34 protein-coding genes are annotated in these 21799 nt (G+C 36.1%); 5 read left to right on the top strand and 29 right to left on the bottom strand.

The annotated features are described in order from the left end of the window. Position 1: 1 nt before the first annotated feature. The 3 genes from M1E09_RS11160 to M1E09_RS11150 all read right to left on the bottom strand — a co-directional run bounded on the left by M1E09_RS11160 (position 2) and on the right by M1E09_RS11150 (position 1411). On the bottom strand, positions 2-220 hold the full coding sequence (locus M1E09_RS11160) for a helix-turn-helix domain-containing protein (protein WP_456270953.1): 219 nt from the start codon (positions 218-220) through the stop codon (positions 2-4). A gap of 10 nt (positions 221-230) precedes the next feature. Beyond that, on the bottom strand, positions 231-713 hold the full coding sequence (locus M1E09_RS11155) for a DUF2975 domain-containing protein (protein WP_456270952.1): 483 nt from the start codon (positions 711-713) through the stop codon (positions 231-233). A 251-nt stretch (positions 714-964) separates the two neighbouring features. After that, a complete protein-coding gene (locus M1E09_RS11150; protein WP_456270951.1) occupies positions 965-1411 on the bottom strand; it encodes a hypothetical protein in 447 nt (148 codons plus the stop codon). Positions 1412-1529: 118 nt separating this feature from the next. Between M1E09_RS11150 and M1E09_RS11145 the strand changes: the two genes are divergently transcribed. Further along, on the top strand, positions 1530-1859 hold the full coding sequence (locus tag M1E09_RS11145; RefSeq protein WP_456270950.1) for a YueH family protein: 330 nt from the start codon (positions 1530-1532) through the stop codon (positions 1857-1859). Between the two features lie 68 nt (positions 1860-1927). Here the strand turns inward: M1E09_RS11145 and M1E09_RS11140 are convergent, their stop codons facing one another. From M1E09_RS11140 to M1E09_RS11090, 11 genes are all read right to left on the bottom strand, one after another. Then, positions 1928-2509: a DUF4256 domain-containing protein gene (locus M1E09_RS11140; protein ID WP_456270949.1), complete on the bottom strand. Its 582-nt coding sequence runs from the start codon at positions 2507-2509 to the stop codon at positions 1928-1930. Between the two features lie 320 nt (positions 2510-2829). Next, positions 2830-3081, bottom strand: coding sequence for a hypothetical protein (locus M1E09_RS11135; RefSeq protein ID WP_456270948.1), 252 nt, complete (start codon positions 3079-3081; stop codon positions 2830-2832). Between the two features lie 631 nt (positions 3082-3712). Beyond that, a complete protein-coding gene (locus tag M1E09_RS11130) occupies positions 3713-4174 on the bottom strand; it encodes a DIP1984 family protein (protein WP_456270947.1) in 462 nt (153 codons plus the stop codon). 152 nt (positions 4175-4326) lie between these two features. Further along, positions 4327-4545 carry a DUF4190 domain-containing protein gene (locus tag M1E09_RS11125; protein WP_456270946.1) on the bottom strand — a complete coding sequence of 73 codons (219 nt, stop codon included), beginning with the start codon at positions 4543-4545 and terminating at the stop codon, positions 4327-4329. A gap of 33 nt (positions 4546-4578) precedes the next feature. Next, positions 4579-5049 (bottom strand): DUF4306 domain-containing protein, encoded by a 471-nt coding sequence (locus M1E09_RS11120; protein ID WP_456270945.1) that lies wholly within the window; start codon positions 5047-5049, stop codon positions 4579-4581. Positions 5050-5101: 52 nt separating this feature from the next. After that, positions 5102-5521 (bottom strand): RND transporter, encoded by a 420-nt coding sequence (locus M1E09_RS11115; RefSeq protein WP_456270944.1) that lies wholly within the window; start codon positions 5519-5521, stop codon positions 5102-5104. 72 nt (positions 5522-5593) lie between these two features. Further along, positions 5594-5890 (bottom strand): hypothetical protein, encoded by a 297-nt coding sequence (locus M1E09_RS11110; protein WP_456270943.1) that lies wholly within the window; start codon positions 5888-5890, stop codon positions 5594-5596. 48 nt (positions 5891-5938) lie between these two features. Next, positions 5939-7153 carry a hypothetical protein gene (locus tag M1E09_RS11105; protein ID WP_456270942.1) on the bottom strand — a complete coding sequence of 405 codons (1215 nt, stop codon included), beginning with the start codon at positions 7151-7153 and terminating at the stop codon, positions 5939-5941. Between the two features lie 64 nt (positions 7154-7217). Further along, entirely contained in the window at positions 7218-7352 is a 135-nt protein-coding gene (locus tag M1E09_RS11100) for a hypothetical protein (protein ID WP_456270941.1), read from the bottom strand. 61 nt (positions 7353-7413) lie between these two features. Then, positions 7414-7746 carry a hypothetical protein gene (locus M1E09_RS11095; RefSeq protein ID WP_456270940.1) on the bottom strand — a complete coding sequence of 111 codons (333 nt, stop codon included), beginning with the start codon at positions 7744-7746 and terminating at the stop codon, positions 7414-7416. 693 nt (positions 7747-8439) lie between these two features. After that, positions 8440-9303 (bottom strand): aminoglycoside phosphotransferase family protein, encoded by an 864-nt coding sequence (locus M1E09_RS11090; protein ID WP_456270939.1) that lies wholly within the window; start codon positions 9301-9303, stop codon positions 8440-8442. A 162-nt stretch (positions 9304-9465) separates the two neighbouring features. Between M1E09_RS11090 and M1E09_RS11085 the strand changes: the two genes are divergently transcribed. Next, the gene (locus tag M1E09_RS11085) at positions 9466-9729 is read left to right on the top strand and encodes a hypothetical protein (RefSeq protein ID WP_456270938.1); all 264 of its coding nucleotides are present in this window, start codon (positions 9466-9468) and stop codon (positions 9727-9729) included. 105 nt (positions 9730-9834) lie between these two features. On the opposite strand, the gene M1E09_RS11080 is transcribed toward M1E09_RS11085, so the two are convergent. The 9 genes from M1E09_RS11080 to M1E09_RS11040 form a co-directional block, all read right to left on the bottom strand. Beyond that, entirely contained in the window at positions 9835-10755 is a 921-nt protein-coding gene (locus M1E09_RS11080) for a GNAT family N-acetyltransferase (RefSeq protein WP_456270937.1), read from the bottom strand. 116 nt (positions 10756-10871) lie between these two features. Then, the gene (locus M1E09_RS11075; protein WP_456270936.1) at positions 10872-11345 is read right to left on the bottom strand and encodes a GNAT family N-acetyltransferase; all 474 of its coding nucleotides are present in this window, start codon (positions 11343-11345) and stop codon (positions 10872-10874) included. 974 nt (positions 11346-12319) lie between these two features. Next, on the bottom strand, positions 12320-12796 hold the full coding sequence (locus M1E09_RS11070) for a DUF4367 domain-containing protein (protein WP_456270935.1): 477 nt from the start codon (positions 12794-12796) through the stop codon (positions 12320-12322). A 113-nt stretch (positions 12797-12909) separates the two neighbouring features. After that, on the bottom strand, positions 12910-13296 hold the full coding sequence (locus tag M1E09_RS11065; protein ID WP_456270934.1) for a DUF3021 family protein: 387 nt from the start codon (positions 13294-13296) through the stop codon (positions 12910-12912). A 208-nt stretch (positions 13297-13504) separates the two neighbouring features. After that, a complete protein-coding gene (locus M1E09_RS11060; protein ID WP_456270933.1) occupies positions 13505-14038 on the bottom strand; it encodes a hypothetical protein in 534 nt (177 codons plus the stop codon). Between the two features lie 156 nt (positions 14039-14194). Then, on the bottom strand, positions 14195-14539 hold the full coding sequence (locus M1E09_RS11055) for a hypothetical protein (protein WP_456270932.1): 345 nt from the start codon (positions 14537-14539) through the stop codon (positions 14195-14197). 399 nt (positions 14540-14938) lie between these two features. Next, positions 14939-15259: a hypothetical protein gene (locus M1E09_RS11050; RefSeq protein ID WP_456270931.1), complete on the bottom strand. Its 321-nt coding sequence runs from the start codon at positions 15257-15259 to the stop codon at positions 14939-14941. Positions 15260-15312: 53 nt separating this feature from the next. Continuing rightward, positions 15313-15504, bottom strand: coding sequence for a hypothetical protein (locus M1E09_RS11045; RefSeq protein WP_456270930.1), 192 nt, complete (start codon positions 15502-15504; stop codon positions 15313-15315). Positions 15505-15658: 154 nt separating this feature from the next. Beyond that, positions 15659-16231, bottom strand: coding sequence for a histidine phosphatase family protein (locus M1E09_RS11040; RefSeq protein WP_456270929.1), 573 nt, complete (start codon positions 16229-16231; stop codon positions 15659-15661). A gap of 378 nt (positions 16232-16609) precedes the next feature. On the opposite strand from M1E09_RS11040, the gene M1E09_RS11035 reads away from it, so the two are divergent. From M1E09_RS11035 to M1E09_RS11025, 3 genes are all read left to right on the top strand, one after another. Next, complete coding sequence (locus M1E09_RS11035) at positions 16610-16816, top strand: helix-turn-helix transcriptional regulator (protein ID WP_456274965.1); 207 nt, start codon at positions 16610-16612, stop codon at positions 16814-16816. Next, positions 16816-17304, top strand: a complete 489-nt coding sequence (locus M1E09_RS11030; protein ID WP_456270928.1) for a hypothetical protein — start codon at positions 16816-16818, stop codon at positions 17302-17304. Before M1E09_RS11035 ends, M1E09_RS11030 begins: the two co-directional genes overlap by 1 nt. A gap of 104 nt (positions 17305-17408) precedes the next feature. Next, entirely contained in the window at positions 17409-17594 is a 186-nt protein-coding gene (locus M1E09_RS11025; protein ID WP_456270927.1) for a hypothetical protein, read from the top strand. 152 nt (positions 17595-17746) lie between these two features. Here M1E09_RS11025 and M1E09_RS11020 read toward each other — a convergent pair whose 3' ends face one another. From M1E09_RS11020 to M1E09_RS10995, 6 genes are all read right to left on the bottom strand, one after another. Beyond that, a complete protein-coding gene (locus tag M1E09_RS11020) occupies positions 17747-18175 on the bottom strand; it encodes a hypothetical protein (RefSeq protein ID WP_456270926.1) in 429 nt (142 codons plus the stop codon). A 122-nt stretch (positions 18176-18297) separates the two neighbouring features. Continuing rightward, entirely contained in the window at positions 18298-18582 is a 285-nt protein-coding gene (locus M1E09_RS11015; protein WP_456270925.1) for a hypothetical protein, read from the bottom strand. A 172-nt stretch (positions 18583-18754) separates the two neighbouring features. After that, positions 18755-19153, bottom strand: coding sequence for a hypothetical protein (locus M1E09_RS11010; protein ID WP_456270924.1), 399 nt, complete (start codon positions 19151-19153; stop codon positions 18755-18757). Between the two features lie 123 nt (positions 19154-19276). Beyond that, the gene (locus M1E09_RS11005) at positions 19277-19696 is read right to left on the bottom strand and encodes a hypothetical protein (protein WP_456270923.1); all 420 of its coding nucleotides are present in this window, start codon (positions 19694-19696) and stop codon (positions 19277-19279) included. Positions 19697-20102: 406 nt separating this feature from the next. Beyond that, complete coding sequence (locus M1E09_RS11000; RefSeq protein WP_456274964.1) at positions 20103-20666, bottom strand: HD domain-containing protein; 564 nt, start codon at positions 20664-20666, stop codon at positions 20103-20105. A gap of 335 nt (positions 20667-21001) precedes the next feature. After that, entirely contained in the window at positions 21002-21604 is a 603-nt protein-coding gene (locus M1E09_RS10995) for a hydrolase (protein WP_456270922.1), read from the bottom strand. Positions 21605-21799: the final 195 nt, after the last annotated feature.

Genomic DNA, 21799 nt, shown 5'->3' with positions numbered 1-21799 from the left:
GTTATTCAGTATCTTCATCAGGACGGTATTCTAAAATATCACCAGGCTGGCATTCCAAAGCCTTGCAAATGGCCTCCAGAGTTGAAAATCGAATGGCTTTTGCCTTTCCGTTTTTCAAGATGGAGAGGTTAGCCATTGTGATTCCAACCCTTTCCGAAAGTTCTGTTACGCTCATTTTCCTTTTTGCAAGCATCACATCTACATTGATAATAATCGCCATTTTATTCACCTCAGACCGTTAAATCATTTTCAGATTTTATTTCAATTGCTTCTTGTAATAATTTCTGGAGGACTGCTGCAAAGACCGCGATAACCATGGAAGCAAAAGGAACGACCAATCCGACAAAAATGACCCCTGGAGCATCGTCTAATTCTGCAAAGACGTAGAACATCGGCAGGACCAGCAAATGCAACCCGCTGATTGTAACTGCGCAGTATTTAATCCTTTTTAGCGCTTCTACCGACAATTCGGAGAAAGCTATATTTTTGTCAATATAGCGTAGTAGCTTGAAGGCTTGATACAATGCAAAGTAAAAAGGGATCGCCGAAGCATAAAACACACCGGAAACGAGATATTTTACAAAGGAGAAATCGGTAAGCAGCTCAGCAGAAACACTCCCTAATTCAGGTACAAGAAAAATGCATAAAGCAAGAACCGGAACCCCGATAAGAATGACAGCTATCTTTAAAAACAATGTTGTTACTTTTTTCATGAAAAGCACCTCACATATTTAATGTCAATTTGATTTTAATATATAATTTATCGTTTTTCAATAAAATAATATTGATTTTAGTTAATTTATTATTGCTTTTTAAGTTAACGAAGGCGTGTTCCCTTTTAGGAATCACGCCTTCGTTAGAGTTTACATATTCTTTTTTCCATTGTCAGGTTTATTGACGCGGGATCAGTCCAAGAGCTATCTAACATTTCTATTTGTACATGCATCACCTTGGTTAAAGCAACTTAACTCAAATCTTTCCCCCAAAGATTATTTAACAAGATCATATATAAAGTGAAGAATAGAGTTAAAACCATAAAAAGGACTGGGATGAATTTGAATTTGTCTGCTTTTTTAAGGGTTACAATAAAAACAACCAGAGCGCAGAATGCAGCAATATAAAAGAGAGTGAACCCCCAATATTCAGTAAAAGGCCCTAAAAACAAACTCATTGCTGAAAATTGAACAAGAAAGGCAAGTATAGAGGCAGAAATCCATTTTAATCCACTTTTAATTTTAAAAATACTTACTAGCGAAACAATAATCGAACTTGAAATTAGGAGTGTTAGAAGCCATTCATATAGAAAAAACATAGATTCATTAGATACTGCAAAGAAATAGCCAACAGCGAAAAGTGGGATTATTGCAAGAAGTAAAATGGTGTTTAATTTAATATAGTTTAATTCTCCCAACCTTCTCTCTCCTCTCAGGATAATTATTTTTTGTTACCTTCCTTCTCCCCTTTAATTCGTTTTTCAAAAAGCGCAATGTTCTATTTTCCTGGCCTTTTGCAGCAAACTTTATTCAGGAATGGGCAAAGCGCTGCAAATTCATTTATATAAGAACATATGCTATATTTATTTAATATATAATAACGAAACGAGTGATTACATGATAACCTCTTATGAAAAGATAACATTGTCTGGCAATAAGACCGCCGAAGTATTCCTTCACCTTACACCTGACAACAGATTTATCGTTTCCATCCCAGCCATACATTGGTCTGCTGAATTTCTTCAAAAAGATGATTTGAAGTTTCAAACGGATAAACTTAGATCTTCTCTAAATTTTCATTTGTTTGAGGGCAATACAGATGATTTGGTAGCGGCTATAAGTGAATTAGCTGAAAAGCATTTCTAATAAAAAAACAGCCTTTTGCTGTTTTTTTACTTGCCGGCAATAAATTCTCAAATGCCTTAATCAAAAATTCAGACTCTCAGCGACCCTCGGAATCCCCTTGCAGCATAGTAGGATTCTGCTCCATTATGATAAACGAACACGTGGCCAAAGCGGAAATCACAGAATAGCGCACCGCCAAGCTTTCTAATATCAGTGGGGGTTTGTACCCAGCTTGACGTTTTCATATCAAAATTCCCGACTTCCTGTAATGACCGATATAGCTCTTCCGTCAAGAGTTCTATACCCATGGAAGCAGCCATTTCAATAGCGTTATTTTCAGGTTTATGTTTTTTCCGTGACTCAAGTGCTTTACGATCGAAACAAACACTCCTGCGTCCTTTTGGACTTTCCGGAGAACAATCAACAAAGATGTACTCGTCTTCCTTTTCATCATACCCAATGACATCCGGTTCGCCGCCAGTTCTCTCCATTTCGTTGATCGACCACAGTTTGTCAGTTTTAGCATCCAGCTTTGACTCCACCTTTTCCCATTCAAGACCTTCATGGCGATTCATGTGTTTCTCAAAGCGAGCTTTCAATACTCTAAGCAATTCTTCACGTTGTTCTGGTGATAACTCCTTGTTATTAATAATTTCAGTACTTTCTGTCATGTTCATCGCCTCCGAATTGTTTTTCTCATTGACTTATGTAAAACTATTTTTTCCAGCTTTCCATCATAACACTCTCGCCATAAATAATTCTCCTTTTAGAACTACCAGGACGATTAAAAGTTCTGCTATAAGTTACCTTCTATGTAAGTGCTGGAATATCCTTTGATTGGTCATACTTTTAAAATCAAGTCTTAGAGAAATGCCTGCCAGACTTTAAAAAGATACTGATCCTTGAATAGTCTGGTGATTTTAGATACTCTTGTAGCTTCTGATGCTGCCCGTCTTATTTTGAAGTTTTTTTCTTAAATACCTCAAAATAGTTAATTCCTTACACATTGAAATGAGTACTTACCTGCAGATAAATCCTGGATTTCCATTTCAGCTGTACCTCCACTGTCGTAACACCTTGATGTTAGTGTTTCTAATTCCTTACCTATAAAATACTGGTTGGATAGAGTCAATACCAAAACAACCATTAATATAAAGTTTAGTAGCAGCATTCCACCTAGTAAATATTTATTGGTAATAAGTTTTTTAGTAGAATACCATTGATTGCGTTCCTCTTTCGACATTGGTAAAAACTCCTTTATTCTTTTAGGTATAGAAATGAGAGACTTGTTTACTTCAATAACAGAATTTCCCTTATAGGATCAATACCTCATTCTTTGTCTTTCTTTATCTCTGAAAGAAGCTTTATTATTTCTTTATTTTGACTGGATTGTTCTTTTAACAATCCAATCATTGTACCAATTCCAATAACAATAATAATTAAAAACAAGATTAACACACCAGTACAACTCCCTTTTTAATGCCCACTTCTGAAACTATTTTCCCAAATACTTACAATAACTAATAAATCCGAATCATCCGGAGAGCCTAGAGATTGACTCGTCTATTTATGTTCTGCTGGATGTTCGAGATTCGATATCCCTATTACAAAAGAAGCTCATCCTTTTAGGATAAGCCAACTAATTCTGGTTACTATGTATTTCCCCTATCCACCCTCACGAAATGAAAATCAATACCCGGTAGTTAACGGTTAGTGTAAGTTTTGCTGTTGTCACATTACTGGGGCATAAGTTGTGATATGAGGACTTGAACCTCTTGGGTTCCCCGTAACCCGTGCCACTAATACAACATACACTTGTTGTGAGTTTTGGTATTCGCCTTTTCAATTTCGCTACCAACTGACTCGGACTTAAGTTATTTTTCTATTAACTCTGTCGTCCAATTGAGTTCTTGTATTTTGATATCCAACAACCTGTACTTTTGTGATAATTCATCTGTATATTTTTGAGTTTCCTTGACGTTAATCGTGGTGACATTCTTAATTTCCGTCCTGGAGTATCGGTCATGGCGCATGGTCGCCTGTTCCAAAAGGTCACTGTATATTCTTCTTTCCTGGCCGATTAGATCCCTGCTGGTCAACGCATCTGCAAGGGAATGTGATTTATCATAATTCGTAAGTAAATTGGTTCTATTAATCTGTTGAATCAACACTTTCAGTTTCCCTAACAGCTCGGTTAACTCTTCCATTAACATATTTGGCTCTTCGTTAGGAACGTCTCCTTCTTGGACAATCACATTTTGGATTAATCGATTCCTTAATTGATCGACTCTCTTCTGATAGTCAGACCTTAGAATGAGTGCTTCTGCCAATTTCATTTAATACCCCTCCCCAATGCATCCTTTATCTACCAATTATCTCTAACTTCAAGTGAAATCTCAATGATTTTCCATAAGATTCTAACCCTTTGCTTAAATAAAGCAGCGGATGCTATTAATCAATCACTGAACACTATAGCTTAAGAACTTATTTATAAACAGCCAAATACACTAATGATGATACCTATTACTGCGAGACTCTCCCCTTTTTGATATGTATGATTCTTCCTGCTTTTTTTAAATTCTTGCAGAGCTGTTACTGCTCCTGCGATTCCAACCACCCCAAGAAATAGGCCAATATATGGTGTAATAATTGATAAAGTACCTAAAAGTAGAGAAGTAATTGCTTTTCCGTTTGTTTTTTCTTCCATAGAAAACTACTCATAACCAAATTGACGATATTTTTATCCCCTTTTAGATAAAGCATGGTTACGGTCAATAAGACCAATATGATATAGAAGAGAAAGGACCAAGCAAACGGTCCCGGAGGATAAGAGAACATAAGATATTATTTGAGCGCCAGCTGTAGTGGCGGAGAACATTTGCCAGCCTAACAAAATTAATCCTGCGGCGATAATCGCTAGAAAAAGGGTAACCTGGCTTTTATTTTTTAATATGTAAAGTCCGCCAATAATAATTAAATATATACTGCTGACAAACATTACAATGGGGAAAGTTGGTTTGAACTTTATGGCATAAACAAAGAAATCCAGTGGTGAAATATCACTAGCTTTAAGGACCAAACCAGAAAAAGGGGTTGAATATTTCCATTCGTAAGGGCTATTTAATAAGGCAGAACCCTCATACCAGGTTGCGAAGATGGAAAATAAAAGGAACACCAGGCCAAGCCCGAATTGCACGACAATACGATTCACTTTATAACCTCCATACTGATTTTTTAATAATGAATATTGAAAACAGACCTTATTACCAAAGATAAATAGCGTAAGAGATTATCATGATGATAGCGATTGCCAGAGCTGCCCCCAATCCTATTATTCCTATTAAACCGACCCAGCCTGTTGTGAATACCATAAAGAATAGGAAATAACAAAAGCCAAACAGGATGATGGCAAGGGGAACATTAAATGGAAACACCCGCTTCCAGCCGATAGCAAGCAATGCCGTTAGAAACAATAAAAGCATTCCCAATCTGGATGTACCGGTATCCCATCGAAAATCTATTCGTGATTGGGCCTCATCTCCCCTTGGTGAGTTTGCTATGCGGTCCAATTCCTCTAAAGCTTCAAAAGCGAGTAACGAACCAATTAAGACAATTACCCCAAATACAATCCAATTGATCATTCGAAACTGCTTCTTATTCCTGATTGTTTTCTTTTTCTTCATCCTTCTCCCCCTTTATCAGCTGACGACAGACAACACCTAAAGGTTTCGATTTTCAGCAAGCTTTATAGTCGATTAGAATTTAAAACAACCTTCCTCTTTCCATTTGTCGAAATACTTTTGATACCCCATATCCTTGGCTGTCATACTGTATTCCTTATTTGCCAGCTTAAAAGTATGTAATCCCGACAAGGCTTCATAACTTGGATTCCCTTTTACATCCCCGAAGAGTGTTTCGAATGAAATGATATCCACTGAATTTGTTGTTCCATTGTCATCAGTTTCAAGAAGTATGAAATCAACCGCTCCCATTTCTGTTTGCCCTTGAAACATCAATCCTGCTTTCCTTAACTGCACATACAATTGATCCATAGCAAACCTCTATTCTACCTGAAAAAGTTAGGGACGCTGCAAAATCTTTTAACGATATTTCAAATCAAGAATGTCCCGTGTTTCCCCGTCTAGCCTAAACTCCAATATGTGAGGGGCATCTCCGTACGGCATATCAATGGTAACATCCCATATGTCTTCCTGTTCGTCATGTGAGATGATTGTTACGGGGGTTTCTTTTAAAGCTGTTATATATTCTGGCTCCTGTACCTTTTCTTCAGTACCATCCTTAATGAGTATGAATGTGCCGTCTTTCTCATAACCAATTGATTCACCTGTATGATTCATTAGCCATTCATCAATCTCGGCAGACGCCTTCCTTGCAATATCTAATACATTGGATTTATTCAGTACTGACTCATTCTTCAACATGTCCAGCAAGAAGTGTTTATCCTCACCACACTTAAAGGGATTACGGTGTTCGTCCAATTCTTTGCTTCCGCATACTTCAGCTACAATCGCCCGGACTGGAAGCTGACTGTTGTCTACTTTGAACTTCCCTGCTGTGTTAATCTGGAATGTTTCCTTATATTTAACATCATAGCCGGTACGCTGTCCATCTGTCCTAAGCTGATAATACCGTTTTCCTTCAAAGTCCAGCATAGACTCTGTAATAAGGTCCAGATTCGCTAACACGAGCTCAGCATCTGTGAATATTAAGTCATTCAAGTAATCATCTTCTTCTTTTACCTTATACCTGTAAACTTCAAGGCTTTTCATATCATTTGAAAGGGAAATGCTATAGTTGACCGTACCTTCATGCGTCTGTTCGGCAAGCCCTATCCCAAGGTTTTTATAGGTTCCATCCTGGTCAATCACCATGTCGAACCCGCGTAATTCAAGGCTATTAGCGTTCATGTTAAATTGATCTTTTAGATGTTCCAATTCCTCTACCAAGCTGCCGCTATAGAAATTTGAATCTAACAAATCTACATGATGCGTACGCTCATAGATCATACTTTCAACTTGTGGTATGAAAACACCCAGTAGGAATAATGTCAGTCCAAGGCAGGCTGCCTTATATTTTGATTCAGCATTAACTTTAATCACTCGAAAGATCAGCAGAAATACGGCAAAGCCCAATGGCAGCTTGAGTCCATTTAAATCCAGCATAAAGGCACCAAGAAAAGTAAAACCAAACAATTTAAGAAGTAAAAGAGATTCCTCCTCTTTGGATTTACGGTAAATCACCAGAACCACAATGGTAGCGAGAATATAAAGAATCAATTGCGTCGTGTCGCTCATCACTTTCTCCTTTTTCACCCTGTTTTTCTAATTATTTCAAATTCTATATATTATCACAATCGTTTTATTCTGGAGTATCTAACTTTTGTAATGCTTTATACAGCGTACTTTGAACCTTTTTATCATCATTTACATAAAGCACAAGAATGTTATTCATTCCATATGCTTGATGATCCACTAAATCTGCTGTGACCGTCATCTCTTCAAACCTTTGAATTCCTTTTCCTCTATCAGCTGGCGGAGGAAAAGATATGTTGCTATTATTCAGTTGGAATGATCCCTACTACAGTTTTTTTATCCTTTGATATCAATATAGCCGGAATTCCAATGAGACCATCTCCACCAAAAAATTCTACTTTATACACTTCTTTCCCAATGTAAGTAGTGTCATATAGATGGTATTTATCACTTGCAGTGGTTGTGGAAACAGTAGATGTCCATTTTCCTGCTCCATCTTGTTCCCAATTATTTTTCTCTATATATTGCCATGCAATGTCCCGGATTGGCTGGTCTTTACTATAGGAAGTCAAAAGCAAGGCAATTATTCCAATGAAAAGAAATGAAAATAAATACCCCTTTCTGTGTTTGGTCACCTTAACACAACTCCTTTTCTGTTATTAGCCTCAAGGTGAAAAATAAATAGTGTATTTTTTCTCTAAGTAGTTCAGTTTAGAGATACAAAATGTTAAAATCCAGTATCTAATAGCATACACCTTCGCACCAGTATTCGTAGGATGTTTTTTTGTTGATACGTCTTATCTTTTGCTTCTAAGTGTGTTTTCGTATCTAAATCGCATCACTTTTTCGCAGCTCATGGCCCCCTCCACCATAAAAGCGAGGACCAATAAAGAACCAGTACCATGAGCTTATACCATAAGGGAAAAAATTTCCCTTATGGTATAAATTTCGGAAAAAACAGGTCAAATAAGGGTAAAATTTTCCGCTATTTACTTAAAAACATGAAAAAGTGGGCTACTGAGCATGCTTAACGGAAAATCCTTCCCTTATTCACCTCTACGCATCTAAAATCTGCAGTTTAACGGAAAAATTTTCCCTTATTTTAAGTCTCTTCCTTTGGTGACCTACTCAATTAATGAAATTTATTATGTAGATTTTATTACGATTTCATAGTGAAAAAGCAGTCTGTTTTGAACTGCTTTTTCTAGTTTTGTACCCCAAAACTGAACTACTTAATTTTTTCTCACAGCAGTTTAAATAGTTCTTTGTTGCCATCACCCCGGAGGGTAAAAACATCTTCTTAACTAGTAAATAAGGTTACATGCACTTTATAGTAACCATTCTTTTAATCTCACTAAATTTTCTTCCAGGAAAACAGCATTTTTTTCAATGCCTCTCCGTTTACACCAGCCAATACTATTAAAGGCATCGGTAAATCGATAGAAAGGCAATACACTTTCCAGGTCAATTAATGGCCTGATACTGTTATAACCTATCCGATAGGCGTTAAACAAGTCAGCATCCTCACTTAAGAAATCGCGATACAGTTTCGTAAAATCGACTTCTGTTGAACCGAATCTTACGCTTTCAAAATCGATTATTCCTGAAACTCTATCATCAGTAACAATGATATTTGCTGGACGAAAATCCATATGTACAAAGCTTGCTCCGTCTGCAGCAGGAAGCTGTTGTTTCATCTGTTCATATTTTTCAATGGCTTTTACATACAATTTCTCATCCAGAATGTCCTTTACATCTTCAGCAAAGCTATAAAATTGTTGTTCCACAAAAGCTGACCAGTTCGGAAACTCATTTTTTATCCCCATCAGCACTTTATTGGCCGGCGGCCGAATAGAATGCATTTCAGCATGAAGTACCCCGACTTGGTACGCAACGTGTGGTGAAGCCTTAGATGTTAGTGGTTTCCCTTTTAATTCAGATAATAGAAAAGCACCCGCACACTCTTCATCCCCCTCCCAATAATCCAGCATCTCAGGAATGGAGACATGTCCTTTTAAAATTTGATAGGCTTCTAACTCTCGCTGGTACTTCAATTTTGAAAAAGGGATTTTCAAAAAAATATTTTTCCCATTAGACAGAGTACATTTATAAACGGTTGAACTAAAGGAGTCTTCCACCTCATTAATTGAAAGTACCTGCAATCCAAACTGTTGAATGATACGATTTAACATCAAACATTTCCCCTTTTTACTGTATTGCTACTTCTTTAACACGATTTCTTCAGGTAACCTTTCACCCAATTACTTCAACAACTAATGCCTGGTTTCTCAGCCTATACACATCAACCCGTTTTTGCATAGGCTGGTATTGTAGAGAATAGGAGGTGGATACCCATGCCTAAGTATCGAAAGAAACCCATTACGGTTGAAGCTGTGAAGCTCACAAGATCTATCACAATTGAAACAGCCAACGGTACAATGAAAGGGCTTCCAGGAGATTATCTGATCACAGACAAAACCGGGGAACAATATCCTTGTGATCGAGATCAATTTGAAGCCGAATATGAGCTCGTAAAAGGACAAATTGCTCTAACAGAAATTTTTCAAAGATCCTTCAGGTTCGTAAAAACAAAAATATATAAACCGAAAGAATTATAATAGTTATGTATAAAGCATTATGGTCTTTTTTCCATATTGCTTTTTTCATAAAATTAACTTTCGATATCGGGAATGTTATGGCGCTGCTTGTTAGTTATTAACCCTCTAATTAAGATCTAAATGCATATCTGCTATAGACTTACTTTTAATAAATCCAAGGCCTTCATATAGCTTGATTGCAGGGTTATCTTTAATGACAGATAACCGTGTAGCCGGGTACTCTTTATTCGATATGTTTATAGAATGGCTCAACAAAAATCGTCCAAGCCCTTTACGCTGATGGTCGGGGTCTACGACTAAACTCATGATCAGAGGATAGTCTTCAAATTCCATGTGCAGGCAGACACCAACAATATTGTTCGTGTTCTTTTCTACAATAACTCTTGAACATTCATCCATGATTTTATTGTTTTGATGTGTATCCAGGAATTCCTTAACATGGTGAATATAGTCCTCTTTGGCACCTATATGTTTATACACTGGATTTGCCCTATAGGATTTCATTATTAAGGATGCTATTTCATTCGTATCATCACTTAAAACAGATCTGGATGTATACCTCTCAGGAAGCATCGCCTTAATTGGTTCGGTTGGCCGGATCATCCAATGATTAACTTCATGAATCTGGCAACCTTGTTGTTCATAAGTTAGTATGTGTTCTTCAACCACCTCTCTGACGAAGATTTTTTCTTCAGCCTTTGAGACCTTTCTCAAATAATCTAAAAGCTTATGGACCAGCCCTTCATAATCCTCATAAGGTGGAACAATGAATAAATCTGACATGAAATTTGGTTTTAGGAAAACACCACCAATGATATTTTCATCCTTCATGATTAAATATCCGCAATCAAAAATGGAGGCGATTTCTATTAATGTCGCCGACGATCTTCTAAAAAAATTGTCTGCATATTTTTGGCCATAATAAATGGAATAATATCTCATATATTCTTGAGGTTTTTGATAAACTAATTTCAATCCACATTCCAGATCTATAAATTTATTTAAAGGTTTAGCTTGCACACTCATTTTTTTCTCCCCTTCATCTTGAACAAACCTCTACTTTTCTTGTATACACTTGAAAGTTTAACGGTGAACTTTGGCTGATTTTCCGTTATCCACTCTTTATTTGAACAATGAGAGCATTATAAATTTATTTCCATCCGCCTCATTTTTGTCTTCAAATTCATTGATTCATAAAATTTTATCGCATCTTCGTTAAACTCCCACACGCCTAATTCTAATGAGGATGCCTCAATCTTCTTGGCGAAATCCACAATTTTACCAAAAAATTCTTTCCCTAGTCCTTTTCCTCTGTACTTAACATCCACACCGAAATCATCCATATAGACAACTTTCTTCGGAATAAGAATTGGTCTCTCCTCTGTATTTTTTATAGTAAGTATTGTATAAGCGATTGGTTGGTCTTTTTCAAATAGGAATACCTTTGTGTTTTCTCCATCTATCAGACTGTTGAAGTACTCCTTGTCCAACGTGATATCAGCCATCCTATAATGATCTGGTCTTTCATTCGTATGAAATTCGTGAACTTGTTTTTGTATTTTGTGAACCACTTCATAATCACTTTTTGTGGCTTCTCTAATGATGTGCATAGCCATGTCACTTTCCTCTCTTTATCCTTTTCATTCCCGCGTATTTCCTATTTTCAATTCTCATCTAAAATTCAGATGGTTCCTGCCAATTATTTCAAATATTCTATCTTTAGGCAACGCTATCTTACATTGAATCGTACCAAAGATTATGATTGACGGAATCCTGATGCTTGTTCAGCAATCCACCAATGCTCATTAAGAACTCCTATTATTCTATAATTTCTCCATCTAAAAACTTTGTCTTACAATAAGGACAACGATAGACATCGTCGATATCATTATCTATATCGAATCGTAAGGGCAATCTTATTCTGCACACCGGACATTTCCATAAAGTAAAAGTCATTGTAAAGAAGATAAGTAAAAATAATATACCAGGCCAAGTCAGCCAGTCTCTCCGGAAAGCCCCGCCTAATGCACATAGCGGAACAGAGAGAAACAAGAACGCTAGTGAAATTTTTCTATATTTCATTATGTTCCTAACTTTTCGGGACACGTTTTCACCCCTTTTATCATTTGGCTTTGTTTAAGAAGGATGTACTTTTATGAACCTATTTAATTGGTGTTGCCTGATTTCCGCTCCAGGTGCACGACTCCGCGGGGCGGGCGGTGAGCCTCCTCAGCTTCGCCTGCGGGGTTACGTTCCAGTGGGTACGTAACCTTGGTCTCACCTGTCCCGCTAGTCCCGCAGGAGGTCGCACACCTTCCGCTCCAATCGACAAAGGTCCTAGAACGAAGAAACGTGTTTGCTTCTATAAATTGGTTCCAAATCTTATTTTCACTAATAAATAAAATAAGAAGTAAAATTAAAACCAAAACAGTTTATTAATGAATCAGATATTCGGTTCATCTAAATAACAACATCATCAACTAACGAAGCCTTTCATTTATGTAATTTGACACATTACATTTACATGAACAATTCAGGGGCGGATGCTGTCTTCAGCAATCGCCCCTTCATAAAAAACCCCATAAAGCATTCATTCAAATGAATCTGCGATCGCCATCATCGTGTCTTTGTTAACTGCCGTTTCTAATCCTATAGTTTGATAATCTAATATGTAATGATAGTCTCCATCTGTCCAATGTAATGATGGACCAGTTACTTCATTTTCAGTATAGAACCCTTCATTTCCGTTAATCGTCACTTCTTCTTGATTCTCAAATTCCCCCTCATAACTAACTGTGGTTGAATGAACAATAATTGTGAAAATTTCTCCATTTTCACCAATAAGATTCGTTTCATACCTGCTGGTTTGGTGCGGAGGTTTAAACAGTTCATATTCCGTTATAGCTATTGGAAATCCGGTTGGTAATTTAGGGTCTATCCCTTCTTTTTCTAAGTCACTAGAAAGCTGGCTGTTATCATATGTTACCAGGTTTTCTCCATTACTATTGATGCTGCATGCTGACAGAATAAAAGATACAGCAATAAGCAAAAAGAAGATTTTCCGCATAATCTAACCCCCTCATAAGTTACAAATATTCGGTTTCATCTTCCGCAAACCAATGGATGCTCGGAATCCATTAAGAGGATCTTCAGTTGCGGTCCACTTATTGATTAAACAGTTCATTCTGTACTGAATTTTTTAGATTTTCGAAGCAGGTTAAAAATCAAATACGTTGAGAAGAACAAGATAATCCCAGCCTTATTAAACTCCAGATATACTTTTACTAGATCTGAAAAAGAATTCAGGGGATAAAAACCGCTAAGAAGCAGAGTTGGAAAGACCGTAATCAGCATGGATAGATAATGAGCAATAATTTGTTTAGAAAAGCTCCAATGGTCAATTTGATATATCACACTGGTCAGTCCTAAGAAAAAAGCAATCAGACCATAATAAAAGAAAACATTTGAAGCCTCCGCTGACCCTTGTACCTTATTCCACAAACAAAATAGCAGCAATACAACAAGGGGAATTCCGCCTCTAACCAAGCCTTTTGAAAATAGGTTCATTAAACTCTTCCTTTCTTAATACAACTCAACAATCTATAACACTATATACGGTAGTTTTAAGATTAAAGTTTCAAAAAAATCAAATAACTATCTTCTTTTTGTTAAAAGATCTTTTCGCAATGATTGTGGCTTTTTAAAAGTAATGGGTTTTCACTCAAGCTGCACGACTTCGCGGGGCATGTGGTGAGCCTCCTCCCCCTTTGAATGATCAGCTTTTTTTCACCAATACATATTGCTTGTTTTCTAGAAAGAACGATTCGCAGAGGTGATTTATATCTTTGACGGTTAGATGGTTTCCGAATTCTAACGTACTTAGGTCAATGACTACATCCTTACGTGAATCTCTCTTTTTTTCCTCCTGTCCATCCAAACAAGAGTAAACCTCCATGAAATCTCCTTCTGATAAGTGATTATCAATATAATGAAAAAGCGATTTGATGGATTTGCGTTGAGCTGATGTATGGTTTGCGTACAAGTTTCCTTGTACTTCATATACAAAGGGCGCCGCGAAATTATTTCTGACTGATTCATATCCAGGATCTAAGGCCAAAACATCAATTCCGCTGGCATCTTCTTCAGTTTCATAGACTTTAACAAACTTAGAACCGTTATTAATCCTAAAAGGTTTATGTACACTGACTTTTTTAAAATTCAACTCGGAAAAACTTTTGTATATGGGATTTCGGCCGAAACTGCCGATAGGAATTTTTTTATTAGCACCAATGAAATGATGTAACGTCATTGAACTCCCCCTCTTCCGTAACATTATTTCTCCAAAACCATGTGAATTTCAGTTCATGTGGCTGCTATGATAAATATGTTATGCGCAAAGTCCTATGCTGTATCCGCTGAGTTCTTTTGAACGAATAAGTTTTCTGCTTTGACTACTATTTGCTGCTTAAGGTTTATAGGGTTCTTGACTCCAAGCTCTGCTAATTAATAGTGCACTCCCTACTATCGGCAGGAGGTACATACCTGCTGTAAAATGATAATCATCACCAGTACTGGCACTTACCCAAAAAATAACAAAAAATAAATATAAGGGGAAAATAGCAAAAATAAAAAAAAGAATATGTTTGCATTTCGTTGTAAAAATAATGGTGATAATCGTGCCTATACAAGCAATGAATACATGTATATTAAACTCTAATTCCAAAGGGAAATTCAATATTCTGATAGCAGAGTGAATAAAACCGGCCGTCATCGCTATTACTAAGAAAACTCTTAGGTTAAATGTATTCATAGAATTGTCCTGCCCTCCTTGTACACGTGCGCTTCTTAACTTAACTTTAACATTATCTAAAGAATGGCCGGCGCATTATGATATGTTTTAAGGAGCCTTTATTGTTTGGATTCTTGAAGGCTGTTTTACATCGATTCTTTTATTGCTTGTTTTCTTGTTAACATAAAAAAATCACTTACACCAATCACACATCCTACTAAATATAGAGCATTTCGAACACTTCAAATACTTGCAACGCAGAGTCATTTCTATTCCATTGAAGCTGAAATTTAATAAAAATAGAGGGGCAGTTGCTTGATTAGCAAACGTCTCCGTTTTGGACTTGATTCTATTATGAACTGTCCTGAGCAAACCAAACTCAGATGCTTCTTCAGCAACGCACCCTAACTTGAAGAAGAGTTACTTGCTATCCAATACTTTCTTTTCGATAAAGGTTTCTTCGTGTATGTCCTGTTTCTCACTAAGTAAAAGAGATTGGAATGCAGCAAATAATTCTTGAATTTCTTTTTCTCGGTTAATGAGAGCAATGCTTTTTTGGTATTCTTCCTCATCTCTAAACTTTGAAATCTCCATCCATTTCGTACTATCATCCCTGCTTTGAAGATAAATTGTATCAATATCCACATGCCTTCGATAAACCTCTGCTACCTGTTCTTGAATATTTAAAAACTCTTCCACTTTATCATTTTGAATATGATATTGATAGATTTTTACAAACAATCCCTATCCCTCCAACCAGGTAAACCATTAAACAATTCTGCCCTGGGTATAGACTACCTTTTGCTCTTCTTCAATATATCTGTTATGTAAAATAATTGAGTGATGATAAACGAACCAAAAAGAATTGTTATTGATCCCAAGACAATATCAAATTCACCGATTCCAATCACTACCGGAATAACGAACAAAAAGAATATAACACCTATAAATACCGTTAATAAAAAAATACTGATATAACGTCCCAAACCTTTTCCTCCCTTCTTCCTTTTTATTTTTATTATGACTGGATTAATTGTCCTTCCGATAATGGATATAGACACATGAAAGTCATTTACTTAATCTTCGGTGATTGTGGCCCTTATCTTCATAGTAAGAATTTGAATTTAAATTGGTAACACTTTAACTTTCACTCCAAAGCCTTTGCACATTTATCAATTTCTTATCTGAAAATTCCATTTTATAAATATCAGGTTTGGATGTACGAAGTAAAAAATTCAAGTCATATGTGCTATCGAAATAGCCCATCATCAAGGTCATCACAGCCCCATGAGTCCCTATCACTACTTTTTGATTTCTAAAAGTATCCAGTAGTTCTTCTAAAACTTGTATAGCTCTTCTTTGACATTCAGCATTTGATTCTCCTCCCTTTAAAGAGAAATTCAAATTCAAAAAAGACTTCTCCAATAGTGGAAACAATTCCTTATCAGATAACCGGGTATCTTGAGCTGAAAACATTCTTTCTTTTAAATCTTCAAACACTAAAACTTCCTGCCCTATTTGTTCAGCCAGATGTTTTACAGTTAATATAGACCGATTGTATGGGCTGGAAACAACCGTATCAATATTCTCACCTTTCAAGATGCCAGTTAACCGTTGGGCATCTAAATCTCCTTTGTTCGTTAACCCCCTTGATCTTTCATTTCCTTCCTTATGTGACTCACCGTGTCTCACCATATAAACAACCGTACTCATAATTTATTTCCCTCATCAGAAGTATGCAGCTCTATTCTGAAACTGAATCAGTTTGTGCAGCTTTATTCATTAGACGAAAACCCCGTTATTTTAGTTTCTAATTATCGTTATATAGTCCAAGCATTTTTCAATCCAGATTGCCATCCAATTCTTTATTGATAATTTATTACTCTTCACTCACTGTAAATGAATTTCTTTGCAGTAATTGTTCAGAGGATTTTAACATGCACTATATCCACCTTACAACATCAATCCTATGCTGGAACCTAAAATAAAAAAATGTAAAGTGTTATTGACATTTATTAGAATGTAAAGTAAGCTTTACTTAGAATTGATTGTAAAGCCAGCTTTACAATACTGTTTGGAGGTGAGGTAACGCTGAAAAACCAAATAAAAGTTTTACGCAAAGCTGCAAAGATGACGCAAGAGGACCTGGCAGTACAGGTCGGCGTTTCGAGACAATCGATCATTGCCATCGAATCAGGAAAATTTAATCCATCACTCGAACTTGCATACAACATTTCAAAGGTGTTTGATTGCATAATCGAAGAGGTCTTTATATTCGAAGAAGGAGGAGAGGAATAATGGGAGTACAAATAGGTGGGTTGATAGGATTATATGGTGGAGCTGTAATTAGTATTTTAGCTTGGTGGTTTGGACGACGGATGGCCAAAAAGCAGCGCGGTTTGGATGAACTGCATGAACATATCTGGCAAAAGTCCCGCTCAATTTCCTGGTTCTTCACGCTTGCTGCAATCTATGTTTTATTCTCATTGATAATGTTCGGAATTGAACTAAAAGCTGCAATAGTTCTGGCAATCATCTTGACTGTTCATCTGGCGAGCTGGGGTTTTACAGGCATGATCCTGTCTATCAATATGAATATGGCTGAGCCTTTGAAACCCTCCAGAGTTAAATTCGGAATCACGATCGTGGCAGTATCCCTTATTATATTTACAATCTTATCTATTACCACAGGCAACTGGTGGATACTGATTGCCAGCATCCCGCCAAACATGATTGGGCTAATATGTGCATTGACTCCTGAAAGAAGCGGGAAAGCCCCAGTTTGAATGCGGGAATAGAGGACAGCGGAAGTTCGGCAAGACAACAGCTGATTTCAATTCCCAAAGGGGTCAACTTGGAAAACAATTCTATTTTTAAGGAGGTAATAGAGATGGCACAGGAGGGTAAAAAGCTTTTCCCGGGATTAGGCACATTAGTAAAGATACAACCAGATGAGGTCAGTTTTCAGATAGAGCACCAAACGGATTCTTCTGCAACTACACTGCCGGAGTTAGTGGCAGACTTTAACGAGCTATTAGCAAAGCTTCAAGCAGCAGGTATTATGAAAAAGCAATGATTTTCAGTGTAGAATAAGATATGGTACTGATCCATGCATGATCAGAATATTTTTTTGCAAAGGGCGGCTGCTTGATCAGCAATCGCCCCATTCGTCAAGAAGATAATGCTGCTATCTTAATTGTGGAATAAATCGCAGAACAGCAAACATATTCACTTGTTATACTCACTTATTATTTCGGACAGGTACTTGTTGAAATCATTTGCCTCGCTATGATATTCATAGATAATAAACATATCTTCTCTCACATATAAATTGTGGGAAACCATATCCATCGATTCTGTTTTCTTAATAAAAGCATCTCTTGCCATTTGAGCTAAGCTTTTACTCGGATACTTATAGATATGCAGGAAATCTTTACTTGTAATTTCAAGGTGATGGGGTTCCATTCCGAGCAGTCTTTTATCAAATATGGACTTATGGTTAATTGATACTTCATTAAATTCAATGTTTTCTTCTCTTAAGAATTCTTTAACCCCCTCTATACTACCTTTGTAAAGTAAAATTGTAATAAATACACAAAGGATAACAAGGAGAATAGAGATAATTCTCTTCTTTGGAGCACCCCTAATCTTCTTCAACTTACCTCCCATTGAAGAAGGCAATAGTTTGAGATCATCGGCTGCCCTCAGTTATTGCCTCCCTTCGTTCTATACAAAGACTTACACAATAATTGCCTATTAAGTGATGTGACAATAAGCAATTATTTCTTAGCTTTTCGTTCTAAAAGGATAGGTGCGATATTTAGTAAGATAGAAACAATTGTCAAAAACCATAATGCCCTCTCCATACCAGGTACTACATCCGCTAACGCGTTCCAACCTTCCACTTCCACCCACACCGATACAGCACTGTATTCTGCACAAAGTGTTAATGCTGTAAATGATAAGCCCATCGCCATAGCAAACTTATAATCCTTTCCTGCTGTATACATATAAAGGTTTATAAAAGTTACTACTATTGCAATAACCCCAAATATTACCCACATAACTATTCCTCCATATATTTAATTTTCATTAAGTAAACCAGATTCTATAAGTTAGACGCTTTCAAATAATATTTAGTTTCGGCTATATTCCCTTAAGCTGTCCAATTCAATGACTTCAACAAAATAAGCGTTAATCCTTCTTGGATCAACGCCTTCTATAATGGAACATTGTTCACCAAAACTTCCACCATGGCTTTTCCTTATAGAAATCAAAGCCAGTCATAACTTTATCTTGTCCTTTAGTTACATGGCCTGTATCGTAGTATAGACCAAGCTCTATCTCTTCATCATCTTTTGTAGTTAGAACGAGTTTGTAAGGTGAGCCAAGAGTATCCCAACTGTCTGGTCTCCTGGAATTGTTTATTTCTGATACAACTTCTTCAACTAATTCTTCTTCACTCGAGTCAAAAATTATTTCTTTTACAATTTCATGTTCAGGGTCGTAAACAGAAGAAACCTCTATAACAGAAATCTTTGTGACCTCTTTAGTAATGATTTCTTCCTTAGGACTACAACCAGTTATTAAAGACATTAAGAGTATAATAGCACTTAGAAATGATAATTTTTTCATCAATTAGCTCCTTTCTAAGAATGTAATTAGTAACAGTTAATGTTCAATAATGGAACAAGGTCAACAACTGGATCAAGCCCTGATTTTCAATTATTGCCACTGTTAATGGAGTGTGAGAATAAGTTATTCACTCCAATAGTGCCGACAAACAGAAGCCAACTCATCAAGGGAGTATTCTTTTTTGTTTTCATCATAGAGTTTAATATTTCTTGTTTTTATATGGAGGTTGCCACCAATAACCTCATCACTAATACAACTAACAGATATTCCATCATTTGATGAGTGGGCATCCAGTATCTCTAATTCATATGCAGCCATTGTGGTTAAATCACTTGTATATTCCTTCTTATCACCCCAAATTTCTAACAAAAATACTTCACACTCCACCAACTCACAATAAAACAGGTTAAACTTTTCGTTTATCATTTCAGCCAAGTATTGTATCTCAATTTCCAATTGAATAATATCCGCTTTTTTATTAATGTTAGTTATTGTTCCATCGTGGAAAATTTTAAAAATATCTATTTGATTGTCCTTTTTCAAAACTCATCACCCACTTAATGGTCTTATTAACAGCCGGATTAGAATGGAGTTAAAAGGAGACGTTAATAAATGTAACCCATTATTTTTTGAAGCCCAAATGGTAAAATGAAAGTAACTAGTAAACCTATAAAGATTGAAGAAGAAGCAAAAACAACTAACTTGCTAAAGGAAATTTCTCTCCTTTTAAAGGCGATAATAAACACCTTATTTAGACTAAAGACAGTAATAAATATTATTATAGCTGAAAATATACTTGCTATAATTATGTCCATTGTGCAGCTCCTTTTAGAAAATCATTTATTAATATAACAATATTATCTCAATAGTTCTTCCACTATCCCATTTTTTAATTTTAGAAAAACCAGAAGTCCCTCTAAGTGTAATTAAATAATATACCTAATTTTTATTATTTATTTAGGACAGTATCTTTAATGATTTCCGTATCCATTCCTGCTTTTTTCAATTTCATTTCAGCTTCACTTTCAATTAAATCCTTTAATAGTTGTAGAGTTTGGTCAAACTCTACATGTTTGCCCATCATAAAGCTCATACTGTGCTCAATTTCTATCCATGTTGATAAATCAGCTTCGTTATGTTGAATTTGTGCCTCTAATTTATCTAAAGCATTGGCCACTTTTGCTTCGTATGTCTCTTTATTTTCAAACTCGAACCAAAGATCATATAAATCGTTCCCTAATGAATTCCCTAAAGTATCCCTTATCCTTTCTATTGATTTAATCTCATTTGATGCCTTTTGATCCTTAGCTGCATGATTATCCATCGTATTAAATGCAGGAATGTCCCCGGCTTCTGCCTCAACCAAATCGTGGATTGTAATCATTTTTAGTAATTTGGAGGTATCTACCTTCTGTTTTAAATAGGGCTCTATTAATATAGCCATTAAGGTAACCCTCCAGGTATGCTCCGCTACACTTTCCTGTCTGCCATTAGATAGCCAACTGTGCCTCATTTCAAATTTCAATTTTTCTCCCAGTTTGATTATTTCCAGTATCTTTAATAGGTTTGTTTTCAAATATGTTTCCCCCTTAATATAGTTGCGTCTATTTATAAACTATCCTTTGAGTTGTTTTATTTTCCAACTTTGTCTGTAACTTAATACCAATTATTTCAAAATCCAGGAACTTACTCAAGAAAAATTTCACACAAAAAAGAAGCTCATCCTGTTTCGGATAAGCACCCTTTACTTTAATAAGAAGAACTTCAAAGTACATTTGTTTCAACTTTTGTTTAGAACACTTTTTACCTGTTAGTAAGGCTTGATGAAAATAACCATCAATTAACTATTTATAAAGATTTAATGCAGATTATGCCCTTATCTACGGAAGTCTCTATATACCCAATAATCTGTTCCATTGTAAACACTGTTAGTGGCTGCTCAAGTTCGTCTCTGCCATAATCCATATCACCTATTACACAAGGGACAAATTCTCTAATATCTTTAGATTTAACCTCCTCAATGTCAAAGATTGTACCATGTTTACTCAATGATTCACTTAATCTTTGTGTGGAGCCATAGTAATCTAATAGTTTCCCATTGAGTAATCGAAAATCATTATGGTATCGATTGAATATATTCTCATCTGCTTCCATTCGGTTCTTTAACCAAGGTAAATAAAAGCCTTTTAACCAAATGTTATCAGCGATTAAGTGAGTATAGTATCCCTGTATAAAGTGGGAATCTTTATTAAGGCTATATTTATGTATGAATTCCTGGTAGTCAATATATCGAGAAAAGTCTTTTACGTCGCCTTTATAAAAATGTGATAAGTCTTTAGGTGAAACCGCATCCGCTGCGATACCCCCTAAAAGAAATGATGTTTTATCATGTATCGATAGGACATCTGCAATTCTATTTGCAATAACCAAGTGCATTATTCTGGAGCCCAATTTACCCCCCCTTTTTAATCTATATACAGAAGCTAAACTCCCCTTTTTAATACCAATTATTTCAAAATAGAGCAGCTTACTCAAGGAAAACTTGCATTTAAAAAGAGCTTCTCCTGTTCTGGATAAGCCCCTGTTTATGGAATACACATTAAGAAACAGTTATCCCTAATAAATGGTCCGAAAATAAAATTAACT

The organism is Bacillus sp. AK031 (assembly GCF_053903065.1).
Note: the sequence above shows the minus strand (reverse complement) of the source record. Positions and strands in the feature narration are given on the sequence as shown.

Coding starts and splice junctions, on each gene's coding strand:
- M1E09_RS11160 (WP_456270953.1), bottom strand. CDS start 220: ATGGCGATTATTATCAATGTAGATGTGATGCTTGCAAAAAGGAAAATG.
- M1E09_RS11155 (WP_456270952.1), bottom strand. CDS start 713: ATGAAAAAAGTAACAACATTGTTTTTAAAGATAGCTGTCATTCTTATC.
- M1E09_RS11145 (WP_456270950.1), top strand. CDS start 1,530: ATGGGCAAAGCGCTGCAAATTCATTTATATAAGAACATATGCTATATT.
- M1E09_RS11140 (WP_456270949.1), bottom strand. CDS start 2,509: ATGACAGAAAGTACTGAAATTATTAATAACAAGGAGTTATCACCAGAA.
- M1E09_RS11135 (WP_456270948.1), bottom strand. CDS start 3,081: ATGTCGAAAGAGGAACGCAATCAATGGTATTCTACTAAAAAACTTATT.
- M1E09_RS11130 (WP_456270947.1), bottom strand. CDS start 4,174: ATGAAATTGGCAGAAGCACTCATTCTAAGGTCTGACTATCAGAAGAGA.
- M1E09_RS11125 (WP_456270946.1), bottom strand. CDS start 4,545: ATGGAAGAAAAAACAAACGGAAAAGCAATTACTTCTCTACTTTTAGGT.
- M1E09_RS11115 (WP_456270944.1), bottom strand. CDS start 5,521: ATGAAGAAAAAGAAAACAATCAGGAATAAGAAGCAGTTTCGAATGATC.
- M1E09_RS11110 (WP_456270943.1), bottom strand. CDS start 5,890: ATGGATCAATTGTATGTGCAGTTAAGGAAAGCAGGATTGATGTTTCAA.
- M1E09_RS11105 (WP_456270942.1), bottom strand. CDS start 7,153: ATGAGCGACACGACGCAATTGATTCTTTATATTCTCGCTACCATTGTG.
- M1E09_RS11100 (WP_456270941.1), bottom strand. CDS start 7,352: ATGACGGTCACAGCAGATTTAGTGGATCATCAAGCATATGGAATGAAT.
- M1E09_RS11090 (WP_456270939.1), bottom strand. CDS start 9,303: ATGTTAAATCGTATCATTCAACAGTTTGGATTGCAGGTACTTTCAATT.
- M1E09_RS11085 (WP_456270938.1), top strand. CDS start 9,466: ATGCCTAAGTATCGAAAGAAACCCATTACGGTTGAAGCTGTGAAGCTC.
- M1E09_RS11080 (WP_456270937.1), bottom strand. CDS start 10,755: ATGAGTGTGCAAGCTAAACCTTTAAATAAATTTATAGATCTGGAATGT.
- M1E09_RS11075 (WP_456270936.1), bottom strand. CDS start 11,345: ATGGCTATGCACATCATTAGAGAAGCCACAAAAAGTGATTATGAAGTG.
- M1E09_RS11070 (WP_456270935.1), bottom strand. CDS start 12,796: ATGCGGAAAATCTTCTTTTTGCTTATTGCTGTATCTTTTATTCTGTCA.
- M1E09_RS11065 (WP_456270934.1), bottom strand. CDS start 13,296: ATGAACCTATTTTCAAAAGGCTTGGTTAGAGGCGGAATTCCCCTTGTT.
- M1E09_RS11060 (WP_456270933.1), bottom strand. CDS start 14,038: ATGACGTTACATCATTTCATTGGTGCTAATAAAAAAATTCCTATCGGC.
- M1E09_RS11055 (WP_456270932.1), bottom strand. CDS start 14,539: ATGAATACATTTAACCTAAGAGTTTTCTTAGTAATAGCGATGACGGCC.
- M1E09_RS11040 (WP_456270929.1), bottom strand. CDS start 16,231: ATGAGTACGGTTGTTTATATGGTGAGACACGGTGAGTCACATAAGGAA.
- M1E09_RS11030 (WP_456270928.1), top strand. CDS start 16,816: ATGGGAGTACAAATAGGTGGGTTGATAGGATTATATGGTGGAGCTGTA.
- M1E09_RS11025 (WP_456270927.1), top strand. CDS start 17,409: ATGGCACAGGAGGGTAAAAAGCTTTTCCCGGGATTAGGCACATTAGTA.
- M1E09_RS11015 (WP_456270925.1), bottom strand. CDS start 18,582: ATGTGGGTAATATTTGGGGTTATTGCAATAGTAGTAACTTTTATAAAC.
- M1E09_RS11010 (WP_456270924.1), bottom strand. CDS start 19,153: ATGAAAAAATTATCATTTCTAAGTGCTATTATACTCTTAATGTCTTTA.
- M1E09_RS11000 (WP_456274964.1), bottom strand. CDS start 20,666: ATGAGGCACAGTTGGCTATCTAATGGCAGACAGGAAAGTGTAGCGGAG.